The 15530-nt window shown below is 47.4% G+C and carries 14 protein-coding genes; 12 read left to right on the top strand and 2 right to left on the bottom strand.

Going from position 1 to position 15530, the window contains the following annotated elements; genetic code table 11:
• The first annotated feature begins 31 nt into the window (after positions 1-31).
• From tenA to ACR0P9_RS01635, 6 genes are all read left to right on the top strand, one after another.
• The gene (gene tenA / locus ACR0P9_RS01660; RefSeq protein WP_432617112.1) at positions 32-700 is read left to right on the top strand and encodes a thiaminase II; all 669 of its coding nucleotides are present in this window, start codon (positions 32-34) and stop codon (positions 698-700) included.
• A gap of 244 nt (positions 701-944) precedes the next feature.
• Positions 945-2216, top strand: coding sequence for a zinc-binding dehydrogenase (locus ACR0P9_RS01655; protein WP_432617113.1), 1272 nt, complete (start codon positions 945-947; stop codon positions 2214-2216).
• A gap of 51 nt (positions 2217-2267) precedes the next feature.
• Positions 2268-3029, top strand: a complete 762-nt coding sequence (locus tag ACR0P9_RS01650) for a DeoR/GlpR family DNA-binding transcription regulator (RefSeq protein WP_432617111.1) — start codon at positions 2268-2270, stop codon at positions 3027-3029.
• A 52-nt stretch (positions 3030-3081) separates the two neighbouring features.
• A complete protein-coding gene (locus tag ACR0P9_RS01645) occupies positions 3082-4935 on the top strand; it encodes a PTS mannitol transporter subunit IICBA (RefSeq protein WP_432617110.1) in 1854 nt (617 codons plus the stop codon).
• 142 nt (positions 4936-5077) lie between these two features.
• On the top strand, positions 5078-6439 hold the full coding sequence (locus ACR0P9_RS01640; RefSeq protein ID WP_432617109.1) for an MATE family efflux transporter: 1362 nt from the start codon (positions 5078-5080) through the stop codon (positions 6437-6439).
• Between the two features lie 157 nt (positions 6440-6596).
• On the top strand, positions 6597-8327 hold the full coding sequence (locus ACR0P9_RS01635) for a sigma-54 interaction domain-containing protein (RefSeq protein WP_432617108.1): 1731 nt from the start codon (positions 6597-6599) through the stop codon (positions 8325-8327).
• 4 nt (positions 8328-8331) lie between these two features.
• Here the strand turns inward: ACR0P9_RS01635 and ACR0P9_RS01630 are convergent, their stop codons facing one another.
• Positions 8332-8799 (bottom strand): hypothetical protein, encoded by a 468-nt coding sequence (locus ACR0P9_RS01630; protein ID WP_432617107.1) that lies wholly within the window; start codon positions 8797-8799, stop codon positions 8332-8334.
• A gap of 62 nt (positions 8800-8861) precedes the next feature.
• On the opposite strand from ACR0P9_RS01630, the gene ACR0P9_RS01625 reads away from it, so the two are divergent.
• The 3 genes from ACR0P9_RS01625 to ACR0P9_RS01615 all read left to right on the top strand — a co-directional run bounded on the left by ACR0P9_RS01625 (position 8862) and on the right by ACR0P9_RS01615 (position 13631).
• Entirely contained in the window at positions 8862-10400 is a 1539-nt protein-coding gene (locus ACR0P9_RS01625) for an alanine/glycine:cation symporter family protein (RefSeq protein WP_432617106.1), read from the top strand.
• 108 nt (positions 10401-10508) lie between these two features.
• A complete protein-coding gene (locus ACR0P9_RS01620) occupies positions 10509-11459 on the top strand; it encodes a sugar phosphate isomerase/epimerase family protein (RefSeq protein WP_432617105.1) in 951 nt (316 codons plus the stop codon).
• 504 nt (positions 11460-11963) lie between these two features.
• Entirely contained in the window at positions 11964-13631 is a 1668-nt protein-coding gene (locus tag ACR0P9_RS01615; RefSeq protein ID WP_432617104.1) for a BCCT family transporter, read from the top strand.
• 84 nt (positions 13632-13715) lie between these two features.
• Here the strand turns inward: ACR0P9_RS01615 and ACR0P9_RS01610 are convergent, their stop codons facing one another.
• Positions 13716-14108, bottom strand: coding sequence for a pyridoxamine 5'-phosphate oxidase family protein (locus ACR0P9_RS01610; RefSeq protein WP_432617103.1), 393 nt, complete (start codon positions 14106-14108; stop codon positions 13716-13718).
• Positions 14109-14296: 188 nt separating this feature from the next.
• On the opposite strand from ACR0P9_RS01610, the gene ACR0P9_RS01605 reads away from it, so the two are divergent.
• From ACR0P9_RS01605 to ACR0P9_RS01595, 3 genes are all read left to right on the top strand, one after another.
• Complete coding sequence (locus ACR0P9_RS01605; protein WP_432617102.1) at positions 14297-14884, top strand: LysE family transporter; 588 nt, start codon at positions 14297-14299, stop codon at positions 14882-14884.
• A gap of 5 nt (positions 14885-14889) precedes the next feature.
• Positions 14890-15264: a winged helix-turn-helix transcriptional regulator gene (locus tag ACR0P9_RS01600; RefSeq protein WP_432617101.1), complete on the top strand. Its 375-nt coding sequence runs from the start codon at positions 14890-14892 to the stop codon at positions 15262-15264.
• Between the two features lie 10 nt (positions 15265-15274).
• Positions 15275-15530 (top strand): GNAT family N-acetyltransferase (locus ACR0P9_RS01595; RefSeq protein ID WP_432617100.1); only part of this gene is annotated, 256 nt, incomplete at its 3' end.

The following is a 15530-nucleotide window of genomic DNA, read 5'->3' as shown; positions in this document are numbered from 1 at the left end:
TTGTCTGTAAAAGAGAAGAAGGAGTTATATTATGAAGGTATCTGAGCGTTTGTATAACAGCATTATTGATCTGTGGGACAAGTACAATGAGCACCCGTTTGTCAAGGGCATTGCAGATGGCACACTGCCGCTGGAAAACTTTCAGTTTTATATGATTCAGGATCATCTGTATCTGATGCAGTACGCAAAGGTCTTTGCGCTGGGCGTGCTCAAGGCAAAGGAAGAGAGCGACATGCGTCTGTTCTCGAACCTGATTACCGCAACGCTGGACACAGAGAATGCCCTGCATCAGGATTATCTGCGTCGTCTGGGCATTTCCAAGGAAATGATTGCACAGGCAAAGCCGAGCATCGTGACCGATTCGTACACCAACTATATGATTGCTATTGCAGAAAAGGAAGGTCTGGCTGAGCTGATGGCAGCTGTTCTGTCCTGCTCTTGGAGCTATAAGCTGATTGGTGACTTTATGGAGAAGTTCCCGGGAGCAAAAGAACAGGAGTTCTATGGCGAGTGGGTCAACATGTACACTTCGGAAGGCTATCGTTCTTCCAATCAGGTTATGATTGACTTGGTAGACCGCCTGACAGAAGGTTACACCGAGGAGCAGATTCAGAATCTGGAACATATTATTTATGTGTGCAGCCAGTACGAATACATGTTCTGGGATATGGCTTGGAATCAGAAGATGGTAGAAGTATAATCACATATACTCTCCGCAATAATAAACGCCTGTGTGCAGGATTTTCTGTACACAGGTGTTTTTATGTCTATGAATTGTCAATCCAAAAGTGATAGACTTTTGATACAAAAATGCAGAGGAAAAATTGTGCAAGTTTTTGTTACAAAATGCATTGACATTTGGGCGAAATGCGAATATTATAGAAGCATAAGTTATCGAAGTAAAAACACCGAGTTTTGAAATAACAATGGAAGGAGTTTTCATGATGAAAGCAAGAGGCGTAAGACTGCACGCGGCAAACGATCTGAGACTGGAGGAGTTCGAGCTTCCGGAAATCACCGATGACGAAATTCTTGTCAAAGTTGTCTCCGACAGCATCTGTATGTCCACGTATAAGTGTGCTATACTGGGTACAGACCACAAGCGTGTACACGAGGATGTCGCAGAGCATCCGGCAATTATGGGTCATGAATTTGCCGGTGACATCGTCAAGGTCGGCAAGAACCATCAGGATCAGTTCAAGCCGGGCATGAAGTTCACCCTTCAGCCGGCACTGAACTACAAGGGAACCATGTGGAGCCCTGGATACTCCTATGAGTTCTTCGGCGGCGACACGACATACTGTGTCATTCCGGCAGAAGTTATGGAGCTGGGATGCCTGCTGGAGTACAAGGGACGTGCATATTATGAGGCATCTCTGGCAGAGCCGATGTCTTGCAGCATCGGTGCATTCCATGCAGCATACCATACCCATATGGGCGTGTACAAGCATGAAATGGGCATCAAAAAGGGTGGCAATCTGGCAATTATGGCAGGCGCAGGCCCGATGGGCTTGGGCGCACTGACCTACGCGCTGCATCGCGACGTTCGTCCGTCTCGTGTTGTTGTCGCTGACCTGAATCAGGATCGTTTGGATCGTGCAGAAGAGCTGTTCCCAATTGAAGAGTACAAGGAAATGGGCATTGACCTGCACTTTGTCAACACCGGTAAGTATGAAGATCCGGTTGCAGAGTTGCGTGCTATCACTGGCGGTGCTGGATATGACGATGTATTCTGCTATGCACCGGTTGCAGCTGTCGTACAGCAGTGCAGCGACATTCTGGGCAGAGATGGCTGCTTGAACTTCTTTGCCGGTCCGACCGACAAAAAGTTCAGCGCGACGATGAACTTTTACGACGTACACTACAATTCTACCCATGTCATGGGCACGACCGGCGGCAACACCGCAGATATGATTGAGTCGTTGGAGCTGACCGCAGCAAAGCGTATTAATCCGGCAGTTATGGTTACCCATATCGGCGGTCTGGATGCTGTGGCAGAGACCACGCTGAATCTGCCGAAAATCCCGGGCGGCAAGAAGCTGATTTATACCCATCTGACTATGCCGCTGACTGCACTGGAAGATCTGCGCAAGCGAGGCGAAGAGCTTGGCGATGCTCGTTACACTGCACTGGCTGATATTGTAGACGCACATAAGGGTCTGTGGTGCCCAGAGGCAGAGGAATACCTGCTCGCAAACTTCATCGAGGAAGAATAACACACGCTGTTCTTCTTTCGGTGAAGGACGGCTGAAAGGAGAACTGAATATATGGATACGATGGAAAGACGTAGAAATGCGATTGCGGAGCTTATCAATCAAAAGGGAACCGTAAGCTTTTCTACCATCAAAGAACATTTCCCGAACGTTTCGGAAATGACGCTTCGCACCGATCTGAAAGCATTGGACGAGGCAAAACAGATAGTAAGAATCCATGGTGGAGCAAAATCTGTACAATTGGTTATCAATACGGATGATTTCTTCAACCGAAGAGCCATTCGTAATATTCAGGAGAAACAGGAAATTGCAAAAAAAGCATTGCGGCTAATTCAGCCGGATACGGCAATCTTTCTGGACTCCGGCAGCACAACGACGGAATTGGCACGGCTGTTTCCGGATCAATCCAACCTCATCTATACAACCGGACTCAGCTGTGCCACCGAGCTGGCTGGCTTAGAACATCCTGTCATTATGCTGCCGGGCGGACGGCTCAATCGGTATAGTATCAGTACGTATGGTACAACGGCGATTCGCGAGCTGGAACGCGTCAATTTTCATCAGGCATTTTTAGGAATCACAGGCTACACACTGCAGGCAGGCTTTACCTGCGGCAGCATAGAAGAAGCGCTGCTCAAGCGCACAGCCATGAAGCAGGCAGAACAGGTCATCGTCTTGATGGACTCTTCCAAGGTAGGCGTGAAGAGAAGCTATTCGATCTGCTCGATGGCAGAGGTAGATCTTGTGATTTCTGACGGACATCTTCCGGAAGACGTGCTGGAGGAATGCGAACGGCATCATATTCCTGTCTTATAATCTATCTGTGTACAATTTTTTGTTCTTCTCTACGGGATAAGAGAGGTTTGACATGAAAAATAGGGTACAACAATTTGGTAAATTCCTATCCGGCATGGTTATGCCGAATATCGGAGCACTGATTGCGTTTGGTTTCCTTGCGGCACTGTTCATCGACACAGGCTGGATTCCGAATAAACAGCTCAACAGCATGGTTTCTCCGATGCTGACGTACTTGATTCCGATTTTGATCGCATCTACCGGCGGCAAGATGGTCGGCGGCGACAGAGGCCGCGTTGTCGGTGCTATTGCTGTCATTGGCGCGATTATGAGTGATACATCCATCACTATGCTGATGGCTGCTATGGTGATGGGCCCACTCGGCGGCTTCTGCATCAAGAAGTTCGATGAGAAGATGGAAGGACATATGCCGGCAGGCTTCGAGATGCTGATTAACAACTTCTCGGCAGGCATCATCGGCATGATTCTGGCTATTCTGGGCTATGCAGTTGTCGGTCCGGTTATGAGTGCAATTTTGGCTGTACTCGCAGCTGGCGTACATTTCTTGGTAGCTCACAGCGTTTTGCCGCTGGTAGCCATCTTTATTGAACCGGCAAAGGTTCTGTTCTTAAACAACGCAATCAACCACGGTATTTTCACTCCACTGGCAACGGCAGATGCTGCAGAGACCGGCAAGTCTATCATGTACATGCTGGAAGCCAATCCGGGTCCTGGCCTTGGCATTCTGCTCGCTTACATGTTCTTCTGTAAGGATCAGAAAACCAAGCAGTCCGCACCTGGCGCGGTTATCATTCATCTGTTCGGCGGTATCCATGAGATTTACTTCCCGTACATCCTGATGAATCCGCTGGTTATCATCGCACCGATCGTCGGCAACATGGTAGCAATCTTCTGGTTCACCATGACAAATTGTGGCCTGGTAGGCCCGGCATCTCCTGGTTCTATCATCGCCTTCATGATGATGACACCGGAAAGTGACCTGTGGAAGGTTGCCATTGGCGTGCTGCTCGCAGCGGCTGTTTCGTTTGCGATTGCATCTCCAATCGTCAGAATGGCTGGCGGCAAGAATCTGGAGGATGCGCAGAATCAGATGGCTGCCATGAAGGCTGAATCTAAGGGGCAGGCTGCACCGGTAGAGATTACCAATGCATCCGGCGTACAGAAAATCATCTTCGCCTGTGATGCAGGCATGGGTTCTTCCGCAATGGGCGCAACCAAGTTCAGAAACCGCCTCAAGGGTGTTCGTCCGGACATCAAGGTAAGCAACACATCCGTTGATAATATTCCGGCTGACTGCAATATCGCTGTTGTACAGACAACACTGGCAGAGCGTGCACAGAAATGTGCGCCGCAAGCAAAACTGATTACGATTGAAAACTTCTTGGCTGATCCGGCACTGGATGCGCTGTATGAAATGCTGCAAAAGGTAGATGCTGTTGCACCGCAGACAGAAGCACCGCAGGAAACGGTTTCTCCGATTGCCAATAAGCAGGTTATCTGTCGAGAAGGCGTGCGTCTGAATCAGAAACCGGTATCCAAGGAAGAAGCCATTCAGGCGGCAGGCGAATTGCTTGTAAAGCTCGGATATGTCGATGAGAGCTATATTCCGGCGATGCAGGAACGCGAAAAGCTCGTCACAACCTATATGGGCATGGGCGTTGCGATTCCGCATGGCACCAGTCAGGCAAAGGGTACCGTCAAGAAAACTGGTATTGTATTCTTGCAGTATCCGGAAGGCGTAGACTTTGGCGACGAGAAGGCACAGCTGGTATTCGGTATTGCCGGTATCGGCAACGAGCATATGGATCTTCTGGCAAAGATTTGCAACATGCTGGAAGACGAAGAGGTTCTGGAAAAGCTCAAGACCACAGATGATTTGGATTGGGTTATGGAACAGCTGGACTAACTGACGTGCATAATAAAAATCACCTAAATCTTTTGAAGAACGGCTGCTGTCGAGAGACAGCGGCCGTTTTTCTTTTTCTGGCAAGCATAAGACAAATGTGCTATACTAACATAGCATAGCAAAAAAAGGAAGTATATGATTGATGAAACGGACAAAACAAACCGGCATGAATATGGTGTCCGGTTCGATGTGGGATAAGATTTTGCTGTTTGCACTGCCGCTTGCCGCGGGAAGCATGTTGCAGCAGCTGTTCAATTCTGTCGATGCAGCAGTGGTTGGACGATTTGCCAGCAGTGAAGCCTTGGCGGCAGTCGGTGCCAACACTTCCGTTGTATCGCTGTTTATCAATTTATTTGTCGGCATTTCTGTCGGCAGCAATGTTGTGATTGCAAACAATATTGGAAAAGGAAAACGAGAACGCATCCCGGATGTGGTTCACACGACGATGCTGCTGGCAATAATCAGTGGCCTGCTGCTGATGTTGGGCGGCATGGCGGTTGCTCGGCCATTATTGCAGCTGCTTTCCACGCCGGAAAATGTCTTAGATTTGGCAGTTGTGTATTTGCGGCTGTACTGCTTGGGAATGCCGTTTATTATGACATATAACTTTGCGGCAGCAATTCTGCGAAGCAAAGGAGATACCAAACGACCGCTCTATTGTTTGATTCTCTCCGGCTGCATCAATGCCGGATTAAATATTCTTTTTGTGGTTGGATTTCATCTGAGTGTAGCGGGCGTTGCCTTGGCAACCGTCCTTGCCAATGTGGTCAGCTGCTCGATGGCAGTGTACTTTCTTATGCATGAGGAGGAAAAAATCCGCCTGCACCTGGGCAAACTTGCCATTCACAGAGAAGAATTGTGGACGATTTTGCGCATCGGCATTCCGGCGGGTGTGCAGGGCGTAGTATTTTCTTTTTCTAATGTGTGCATTCAGGCGGCGGTCAATACGTTTGGTTCTGCCGCGATGGCAGGTTCTGCAATTTCCATGAACTTTGAATACATCACGTGCTTTGCCTTTATGGGTTTTAATTCCGCCGCTGTGACGTTTACCAGTCAGAATTATGGTGCAGGAAAAGCGGCGCGGTGCAAGCGCGTCTGCCGCATTTGTATGCTGTGCGGCGTTTGCGTTTGTTTGGCACTGGATGTCTTTTTCTACCTGGGGCGCGGATTGTGGATCGGCTTCTTTACCACGGATGCAGCAGCGGCTGTCTGCGCGGCACAGAGAATGCAGTTGGTGCTGCTATTTCAGTGCCTCGCGTGTTCCTATGAAATCAGCGGCTCGGCTCTGCGAGGATATGGGCATTCATTGGTTCCTGCGCTGCTCACGGTGTTTGGTACGTGTATTTTTCGTGTGATTTGGGTCAATACGGTTGTTCCAGCGCACCATACCCTGCCGGTTTTGTTCAGCATTTATCCTATTTCGTGGATTGTAACCGGCATAATGGTGCTTGCGGCGTATTTTTTTGTCAGTCGCAAGGTGCTGCGTGATTTGCCGAAAATATAGACTGCAAAAAATCATTGCATTTGAGAGAAAAAAGAGTTATAATGACTAAAAGTCAATGAATATTAGTCATGAAACATGTTCATGACGATCAAGAGAGAAAGACCTGCCGCGAGAACCGTTGAGGAGAAGGACTTGTGGAATAGGAGGTTCATGAGATATGAAGTATCAGGAGATTTTGAAGGTATTGTCTGAGTGCGGAATGGGAGCCGTGCTTGTGACGGAAAACTGGGAGATTCGAGAGGTCAATGAGAGCGGCATTCGCTTGCTGCACGGATCAGAACACAACTGGCTGATTGGAAAACGACTGTCCGATATTGCGGCACCGCTATGTCTGGAGTCGGAACAAAACATCTATGCCTGTATGGGCTTCAATGAATATTTACTGCGCTGTCCTACGCCGTCTGCGGATGACCTGCCGGAGCATTGCCGGTTGGTTGTTTTTCGGACGGCAACACGAGATGCACAATGTGATATGTTTGAACATGCATTGGAACAGGTCAGCGACGCGGTGGTGATGTGCGATGCACAGACGCGCATTAACTTTTTAAACAATGCCTGTATCCAGATGGATGAGGTCGTACCAAGCGATGTCATCGGCGAAAAGAATGAAAAAGTTTATGAGCCGCTGGATGGACAGGAGTTGATTATTCCGCAGGCAATTCGCAAGAAACAGATTTATTTGGGACGGCGGCAGATTTACACCACGCGGTATAACAAGAATGTAGATATTACTTCTAATACCTATCCGATTATCCAAAACGGGCAGGTACTGGGCGGATACAGCATCATGAAGGACTGGAGTGCTGTCGATTCGCTCAATAAAAAGATTGTCGAGTTGCAGGCAAAGCTGATTGCCCAGAGCGATCCGAGCAAGCACACCAGCGGAAAGAGTGCGCTGACAGCGCGGTATCACTTTGAAGATATTATGCATATCAGTGATGCAATGGAAAACATGATAGAGCAATGTCGGCAGGCGGCAAAGTCCGATTCCTCTGTTATGATTTACGGAGAAACCGGCACGGGCAAAGAACTGCTTGCACAGAGCATTCATAATGCCAGCCGCCGCGCCAATGGCCCATTTTTAGCGATTAACTGCGCGGCAATACCGGAAAATTTGCTGGAAGGATTGCTGTTTGGCACAGAAAAGGGCGCATATACCGGTGCAGAACGGCGACAGGGATATTTTGAACAGGCGAATAATGGCACCTTGCTGCTGGATGAATTGAATTCGATGAACATTAACTTGCAGGCAAAGCTGCTTCGCGTTTTGCAGGATGGTATGGTGCGTCGCGTTGGCGGTTCGTCAGAGATTCATGTCGATGTCCGTGTACTGTCTAATCTGAATATTCCACCACAGCAGGCAATTGATGAAAACAAACTGCGCCGCGACCTGTTTTATCGATTGGGTGTTGTCAATATTGCCATTCCGCCGCTGCGAGAGCGCAAGGAAGATATTCCGCTGCTGGCGAAGCAGTTTATCATGAAGTGCAATGCCAAGCTCTCGCGCAATGCACGAGATTTGTCGCCGGAAACGCTGGAGCTGTTTCATGCGTATGACTGGCCGGGCAATGTGCGAGAATTGGAACACGCCATTGAACATGCCATCAATGTCTTACCGGATGATGAATCGATGATTACGCCGGAATATATTCCCGGATATATGCAGCAGGTACAGCCAGTATCTCACAAGAAACCGGTAGAAACACCGACGCCACAGCTGGGTTCGTCGCTGAACAGCACGATTAAAGATGTAGAATGCAATGCCATCTGCAAGATTCTCAAAGAAAATGGCGGCAATATTTCGGAATCGGCACGTGTGCTGAAAATGAGCCGCCAGAGCTTGCAGTACCGCATCCGAAAATACGGAATTAAAGTCAAAGAATTATAATGTGTTAGAAAATACCCGCTTGTCCCGAAGGCAAGCGGGTATTCTTATCTCCGCAACAGCGGATCTGTGCAAAAAAATCAGGCAGGATACGCAAAAGAATATGGCGCGTGCTGTAAAATTTTGCATCCGGTGCAAACACTGCGTGCACTGGTGCAAAATTTGCGTGCATTGAAATGCAAAAAAATTCTGCAAATATCCGCTTGACGCTGTCAATAAAATTCGACAGGAAAATGGAAAATTTGCCGTTTTCCACAAAACATTCGCAAAATAACCGAGCAAGATTCACAAAAAAGAAATTTCTTGTTGAATTTTCACGAAAAGAAACTGGTTTTGGCACGGCGATTGCATCTATTTTAGTAAAGACGCTGCACTCGACAAAAGGCGTAGGAAACTTTTTTGGACACATTGTCCGAGAGTGCACGAACCATATCATGGCGCTGAAAAAAACGGGAAGGAGGAACGTTTCGTTCACAGATACCAGCGGCGTGATGCAGTAAAGAGAAAAAAGATGGGAATCGAAAGGAGAAAGACAAAATGGATTTTTCTGCACTGATTATGCAAATCGACAACATTTTGTGGGCTACTCCGCTGATTATTTTGACGTTTGGTCTTGCCTTGGTCTATTGCTTCGCAATTAAGTTTGGCAACGTCACACAGTTTAAATTGCAGTGGAAACTTCTCACAAAGGGTGAGGGTTCTGAAGAAGGCTTGTCTGCCTTTGAGACGTTTTGTTCGGTAGCTGCATACCGCGTAGCGGTTGGCAACATCGGCGGCGTCATGGTAGCCATTATGTATGGCGGCCCGGGCGCAGTCGTTTGGATGATTATTACCGCTCTGGTAACTTCCGCGATTGCATTCGCAGAGAACAGTCTTGGTCAGCTGTATAAAGTCCGCATGGACGGTCAGTACCGCGGCGGCCCATACTTCTACATGGAGCATGGTATTCCGATCAAGCCGCTCGGTAAGATCTTCGCTGTACTGTTTGCCCTTTGTGCATCCATTGGCGTTCCGTTCCTCGTAACCGGTCCGTCCGCAAACAACATTGCGATGGCAATGGAAAACAGCTTCGGTGCACCGCACTGGATCGTTGGCTTGATTATCGCTGTTCTGTTGTTCTTGGTTATTTCCGGCGGTGTTCGTCGAATCGCAAAGTTCTCGACCATCATCGTTCCGTTTATGACCATTGGTTATCTGTTAATCACCATTGTTGTTCTGGTCACTCATGCAAGCAACATTGGCCCGACACTTGCTATGATGTTCAGCAGCGCATTCGGCGGCGGACATGCAGTATTCGGCGGTATGCTGGGTGCAGCATTCTCTTACGGCGTAAAGCGTGCTGTAAACTCCTCTGGCTCCGGCTTCGGCGAGACACCTCCGTCTGCAGCAGCAGCTGAGACACCGCATCCGGCAAACCAGGGTCTGGTTAATGCATTTTCTGTATACATTGACGTAGCAGTCTGTGCTTGCTCCGGCATCATGGCACTCGTTACCGATTGCTTCAATGTTCTGAACACAGACGGCACGACTTTCAAGTACATCGGCACTGGTTCTGCACAGATGCAGGCACAGGCAGACAGTATGACCGCAGGCGTTGTTTGGGTACAGGAAGCTGCAAACACAGCTCTGCCGGTTATCGGCGGCATTATCATCGCCATCGCACTGACCTGCTTTGCATATTCCACCTGTATTGCTTACTACTACGAAGGTGAGTCCGGTCTTGCGTATCTGACCCGCAATGCGAGCGATAAGACCCGTAAGACGTTGATTTGGGGCATTCGTATCGTTATGCCGATTTTCTTCTTCATTTGGAGCAATGTCACGGCTTCTACTGCATGGGCAATTTCCGAAATCATGTTCGCTATCATGTCTTGGCTGAACCTGATTACGCTGATCTTCCTGCTGCCAAACGTCAAGAAGATGTACGACGACTTCTTCCAGCAGCTCAAGGCTGGCATTGAGGTTCCGTATTTCAACCCGCAGAAGCTGGGCATCAAGAATGTCGATCTGTGGATGGATATTAATAAGGATCTGATTGCAGAAGGCAAGGCAGAGGCAGTTTACGAAAAGAAATAACAAAGTTTCATTCCCTGGCGGTCTATGCAGACCGACAGGGAGATATATGGACAAAAGAAAACATTTTTATTAAAATAGTAGTATATATTAGAAAAGGAGATAGAGATTATGTTACAGCATCAGGATAGAAAGTTTAAACTTGGTATGCACAGCTACACCCTGCACCTTTCCGGTTTCGGCGAAAGCTGGGGCTTCCAGGAATACGGCGAACACCATGCCTTTGAGCAGGTAAAGACATTTAAAGACTTGGTAGATATTGCTGTAGATGTCGGTTTGGATGTTCTGCACATCACGCTGGTAGATATTCAGAATGATACCTCCGACGAGCATCTGGCAGAATGCCGCAAGTATGCAGAAGAGCATGGCATTGAGCTGGAGCTGAATATTTCCTTTAATGCACCGTCTGACCCGCGTGTAAACTGCACCATTGAGGAATCTCTCGAAATCGCGCATAAGCTTGGCTGCAAATTGGTTAAGTACAGCACAGACGTAGAGCATCCGGAGAAGTCCTCGCATTCCTGCATGTGTGCATCTGTTGTAGCACAGCTGGCAGTCATTGCTGAGAACTTCCGCAAGAACATTCCGACCATCGAAAAGTATGGCTTGCAGATTTCTATTGAGAACCACTGCGACCTGTTCTCCGATGAAGTAATCTGGCTCGTGAAGGAGCTGGCGCATCCGCAGATTGGTGCTTGCTGTGATACCATCAACTCTCTGATGCTGATGGAAGGTATCGAGGAGTGCGTACGCAAGATGGCTCCGTATGTCAACTGCGTTCATTTCTGCGACAACCGCGTCTTTGCTGATCCGGACGGCACACATTCTCTGGGCACCGCAATTGGACAGGGTAATGTGGACTGCGTAGCTATCATGAAGATTCTGCGTGAGCAGGCTCCGGCACAGCTGGATACCATTGATCTGGAAATCGAGCTGCCGTTGTCCGGCTACACCATCGAAGAAGGCCGTGAACTGGAGCTGAAGGGTCTGCGTGAGTCCTGCGAGTACATGTACAAGACACTTGGCATTGGCTACAACGCAGCAAAGATTTACGGCGAATAATCCGCTGATTTTCTTCTTTCTTAAAAGGGCGAAACCAGATTTTGGTTTCGCCCTTTTCTTGCGTCTTGGGTCAAACATGCGTATAATATATACGAATACCTGTTCAAAACGGTAACATGCAAAAAATCTTGCACATTTGGCAAATTTGTTTTGCATGACGCAAATATATTTTGCACCATGCCTGCAAAATATATCGGCAATGGCTGAATAGAGAGGAAAATCAGCAGGAGATACGGCTAAAAAAGCTGAAATTGTGCAAAAAACACAAAAAAATCGCCGGAAAATCTCGAATGGCATGGAATGTGCTACTATATAGGTAGATGGATTGAATGAATCTAGGTAGGAAAAAGAATCATTCGATGTCTGACAACCCGATTGACAGTTCCAATAACCAGATGCGTTGTTACATTTTGCCAAAACACACGCATATGCAAAACTACTTGCATGTACAAATGCTGTTTGCAAAGAACTGTCAAATACAAAGACAGAAAGAGGAAAACAAAAATGGAACACACAACAAACAAGGGTAAAATTTACAAACCCGTACTGATTGTCATTGTGGCGGCTCTATTAGTAGAGATCGTATGTGGTATCTTTTTTACCGATCAATTTGGCGCGGTGATGTCCAAGATGCTGTATTGGGTAGGTGACAATTTCGGCTGGTGGATCAATCTGCTGGCAGTATTTTGTGTTATTGTCGGCATTGTTATCGTCATTTTTCGATGGGGCGATGTCAAGATTGGCGGCAAAGATGCCAAGCCGGACTTTACATACTGGCAGTGGTTCTCGATGTCCATTTGCAGCGGCATTGGCTGCGGCTTGATGTTCTGGGCAATGGGTGAGCCGATGTATCACTTTATGACACCTCCGGCAGCACTTCAGGCAGCTGCTGGCAGCCGCGAAGCGGCAATCTTCGCAGTCAGCCAAGCAATGTTTGACTGGTCGTTTGTACAGTACTTTATTTACACACTTCCGGCACTGGCATTTGCTCTGCTGTGCTTCAACTATCAGAAGTCTCTGTCTATGGCGCCGATGCTCGAACTAACAGGCGGCAAGAATGCCAAGCGGCTGACGACGTTCATGCATATCATCTGCGGCTATGCAGTTGCCTGTGGTGTATCTAACTCGATGGCAGCTGGTCTGATGCAGATTTCCGGTGGTGTCAACGCCGTATTTGGCATTCCGCAGGGCGCGATGATGTATCTGGTTATCACGGTTCTGGTAGCGCTGTTCTTTATTATCTCCTGTGTAACTGGTATCAATAAAGGCCTTACCTATGTGTCTACTGCTTGCATGGTATGTTTCTTTGCGCTGATGCTGTATATGCTGTTTGCAGGCGATACCATGTTTATCGGCAAGATTGGTTCGGAAGCTGCCGGGAATCTGATGGATAATTTCTGGACAAAGATTACGACAAATAACACCATGGTGCCGCAGGATCAGTGGGCAAATGAGTGGCCGATTACATTCTGGAATTCTTTCTTTATTTACGCGCCGGTTATCGGCATGTTCCTTGCTCGCATGGGCAAGGGTCGCACGGTTCGTGAATTCGTGCTGGTAGAGGTTTTAGTTCCGTCGCTGTTCTGCTGCCTGTTTATCGCTATTTTTGCCGGTCAGATCATCAGCGTACAGACTTCCGGTGTTACTGATGTTTGGGCAATGATTCAGCAGGAAGGTATGCAGACCACCCTGTATCAGGTACTCGGCAGTATGCCGTTCGGCAAAATCGTACAGTTTGCATTCTTGGTAACAGTATGCCTGTCCTTTATCACATTGGCAGACCCAAACTGTTCTGCACTGTCTACGCTGTGCGTACACGGTCAGGAAATCGACTCTGAGCCGCCGAAGGTATTGAAGATTGGCCTCGGCATTGCAATTTCTGCTGTTGCGTATCTGCTGGTTATTTCCGGCGGTGTAGATGCCGTCAAGGGACTGCTCAATTTGGGTGGCTTGTTGATGACGATTCCGACGTTGTGGCTGGTACTCATGACCTTTAAGCTCATTAAGCCGCTGCTCCGCTCGAAGAGCCATTTGGCTTCGGATATTATTCCGGAGAGCGATGCAGTTTCTGCACCGAAGCAGGATCGCAGAGCTGTTGCAAGAGGATTGTCTGTCATTGTTGAAAAAAAGATAGTCGAGAAGAAGAATGAAGACAATGTAAATGTCGGCTAAATCCATCTGCTTTCTCAAAACATTCCCATAAGACAAAGACTCCCTCTGGATGCACTGCATTCGGAGGGAGTCGCTGTTTTAGAATTATAGTTCTTTTTTGTTGTCCGCACCAGGTGTAGTGACAATCACTTTGCTTGGTGTGATAACCAATGCGCCCTTTGCGGTCGCGGCACCGTTGAACATAGCTTCAACCATTTTCTTAAAATCGTCTACAATCGGACCTTCGGTGATGTATTCGGCAACGCCCTTGATCTGATAGCCTTCCAGCGTTTTCGCATCATATGCCGTGACAGCGATCTTTCCATCATTTTCCTTCAGATTGTTCAAGGTTGTTTCCAAAAAAACATCCCCAACGATCAGTTTGCCATCCTCTGTGACATCTTTGAATGCCACAGTGACAACGTTCGGTTCATTGCTGGCGCAGGTAGCGAGATCCCACATGTTTTCTTTCAAAATTTTTACAACATTTGCGTGCATAGTATACGCCTCCGTGTGTATAGATTTACTGCTTGGCTCTTATGGAGCTTGCGCTTATTATAAGCCAGAAACTTGGTCTGCGAAAGATATGAGTCAATTTATAAGCTACTATGAAATTTCATAGTGACTTGTTTTTTCGCAGCCTATTTTTTATACTAGATTAGAAGTAAAAAACTAGGAGGGAGAGAATGCTTGTTTTTCAAAACGTAACATTGATCGGATATATGCTGGTTTGTTCGTTCACGCCGGGACCGGGAAATATTCTGGCACTGAATACCACAAGCAGATATGGATGGAAAAAGAGCCTGCCCTTGGTGCTGGGTATTTGTGCAGGATATGCATTGGTGCAGTTGCTATGCACGATAGCATTATACGAGCTTCAATCTATATTTAGCGCAATACTGGAGATTCTGAAATATGTTGGCGGAATCTATATGATTTGGTTGGCGCTGCATATGATGCGAAGCAAGCCGGAGACACAGTGTGATGACAAACAACCGACCTTTCGAGAAGGCATGTTATTACAGCTCGTCAATGCAAAAATTTATTTTTATATTATGACTTTGCTCAGTGTGTATTTTATCCCCAATCTGCATACTGCAAGCGGATTGATTCTTGCTGGCGTTGTAGCAGTTGGCATAGGAAGCACAGCGAGTGTGATATGGGCGGTATTGGGTGCTGGACTGCAAGAACTGTATCAAAAGCACTATCGTTTTATCAATATTGTGCTAGGATTCTTTTTGATTTATTGCGCGTGGACAATGATAAGAGGGTGACTACGATGTATCAGAAAAAATTAGAAGAAGATATTCGCTGTCCGCTGGAGTACGGACTGGAGCTGTTTGGCGGCAAATGGAAATCGCGTATTATTTGTGTCTTAGCGGCAAAGCATGTGCTGCGGTACAGCGAAATACGCAAAGAAATGGTAAATATTACAGATGCTGTACTGGCATCGACATTGAAGGAGCTTATTGCATCACAGATCATCTGCCGAAAATCATACGATGAGATTCCGCCGAGAGTAGAATATTCGCTCACAGAAAAAGGGGAATCAGTTGTACCAATTTTGCAAAGCATTTGCAATTGGGCAGGTGCGTTTTATAAAGAAAATTCAGAACATACCATGACACAGTGCAGAAAATGCGATTACAGATGAGGAGATCACGATGAACCCAATTACTTACACAGAAGAAAAGAAATTTACAAAAGAACAAGTGCAGAAATTATTTTTGTCGGTAGGCTGGGTGTCCGGAGAGTATCCAGAACGGCTGTATAAGGCTCTGATGCATTCTTCGACAGTTATCACGGCTTGGGATGCAGAACGGCTTGTTGGGCTGGTACGGCTGTTGGATGACACAGAAATGACGGCGTATATGCATTATGTATTGGTAGATCCGCAGTATCATGGGCAAGGTATCGCCG

The organism is Butyricicoccus sp., assembly GCF_050872565.1.
Classification (GTDB): Bacteria; Bacillota; Clostridia; order Oscillospirales; family Butyricicoccaceae; genus Butyricicoccus_A.
The sequence above is the reverse complement of the archived record's forward strand: the minus strand, read 5'-3'. Positions and strand labels throughout refer to the sequence as shown.

Coding starts and splice junctions, on each gene's coding strand:
- tenA (WP_432617112.1), top strand. CDS start 32: ATGAAGGTATCTGAGCGTTTGTATAACAGCATTATTGATCTGTGGGAC.
- ACR0P9_RS01655 (WP_432617113.1), top strand. CDS start 945: ATGAAAGCAAGAGGCGTAAGACTGCACGCGGCAAACGATCTGAGACTG.
- ACR0P9_RS01650 (WP_432617111.1), top strand. CDS start 2,268: ATGGATACGATGGAAAGACGTAGAAATGCGATTGCGGAGCTTATCAAT.
- ACR0P9_RS01645 (WP_432617110.1), top strand. CDS start 3,082: ATGAAAAATAGGGTACAACAATTTGGTAAATTCCTATCCGGCATGGTT.
- ACR0P9_RS01640 (WP_432617109.1), top strand. CDS start 5,078: ATGAAACGGACAAAACAAACCGGCATGAATATGGTGTCCGGTTCGATG.
- ACR0P9_RS01635 (WP_432617108.1), top strand. CDS start 6,597: ATGAAGTATCAGGAGATTTTGAAGGTATTGTCTGAGTGCGGAATGGGA.
- ACR0P9_RS01625 (WP_432617106.1), top strand. CDS start 8,862: ATGGATTTTTCTGCACTGATTATGCAAATCGACAACATTTTGTGGGCT.
- ACR0P9_RS01620 (WP_432617105.1), top strand. CDS start 10,509: ATGTTACAGCATCAGGATAGAAAGTTTAAACTTGGTATGCACAGCTAC.
- ACR0P9_RS01615 (WP_432617104.1), top strand. CDS start 11,964: ATGGAACACACAACAAACAAGGGTAAAATTTACAAACCCGTACTGATT.
- ACR0P9_RS01610 (WP_432617103.1), bottom strand. CDS start 14,108: ATGCACGCAAATGTTGTAAAAATTTTGAAAGAAAACATGTGGGATCTC.
- ACR0P9_RS01605 (WP_432617102.1), top strand. CDS start 14,297: ATGCTTGTTTTTCAAAACGTAACATTGATCGGATATATGCTGGTTTGT.
- ACR0P9_RS01600 (WP_432617101.1), top strand. CDS start 14,890: ATGTATCAGAAAAAATTAGAAGAAGATATTCGCTGTCCGCTGGAGTAC.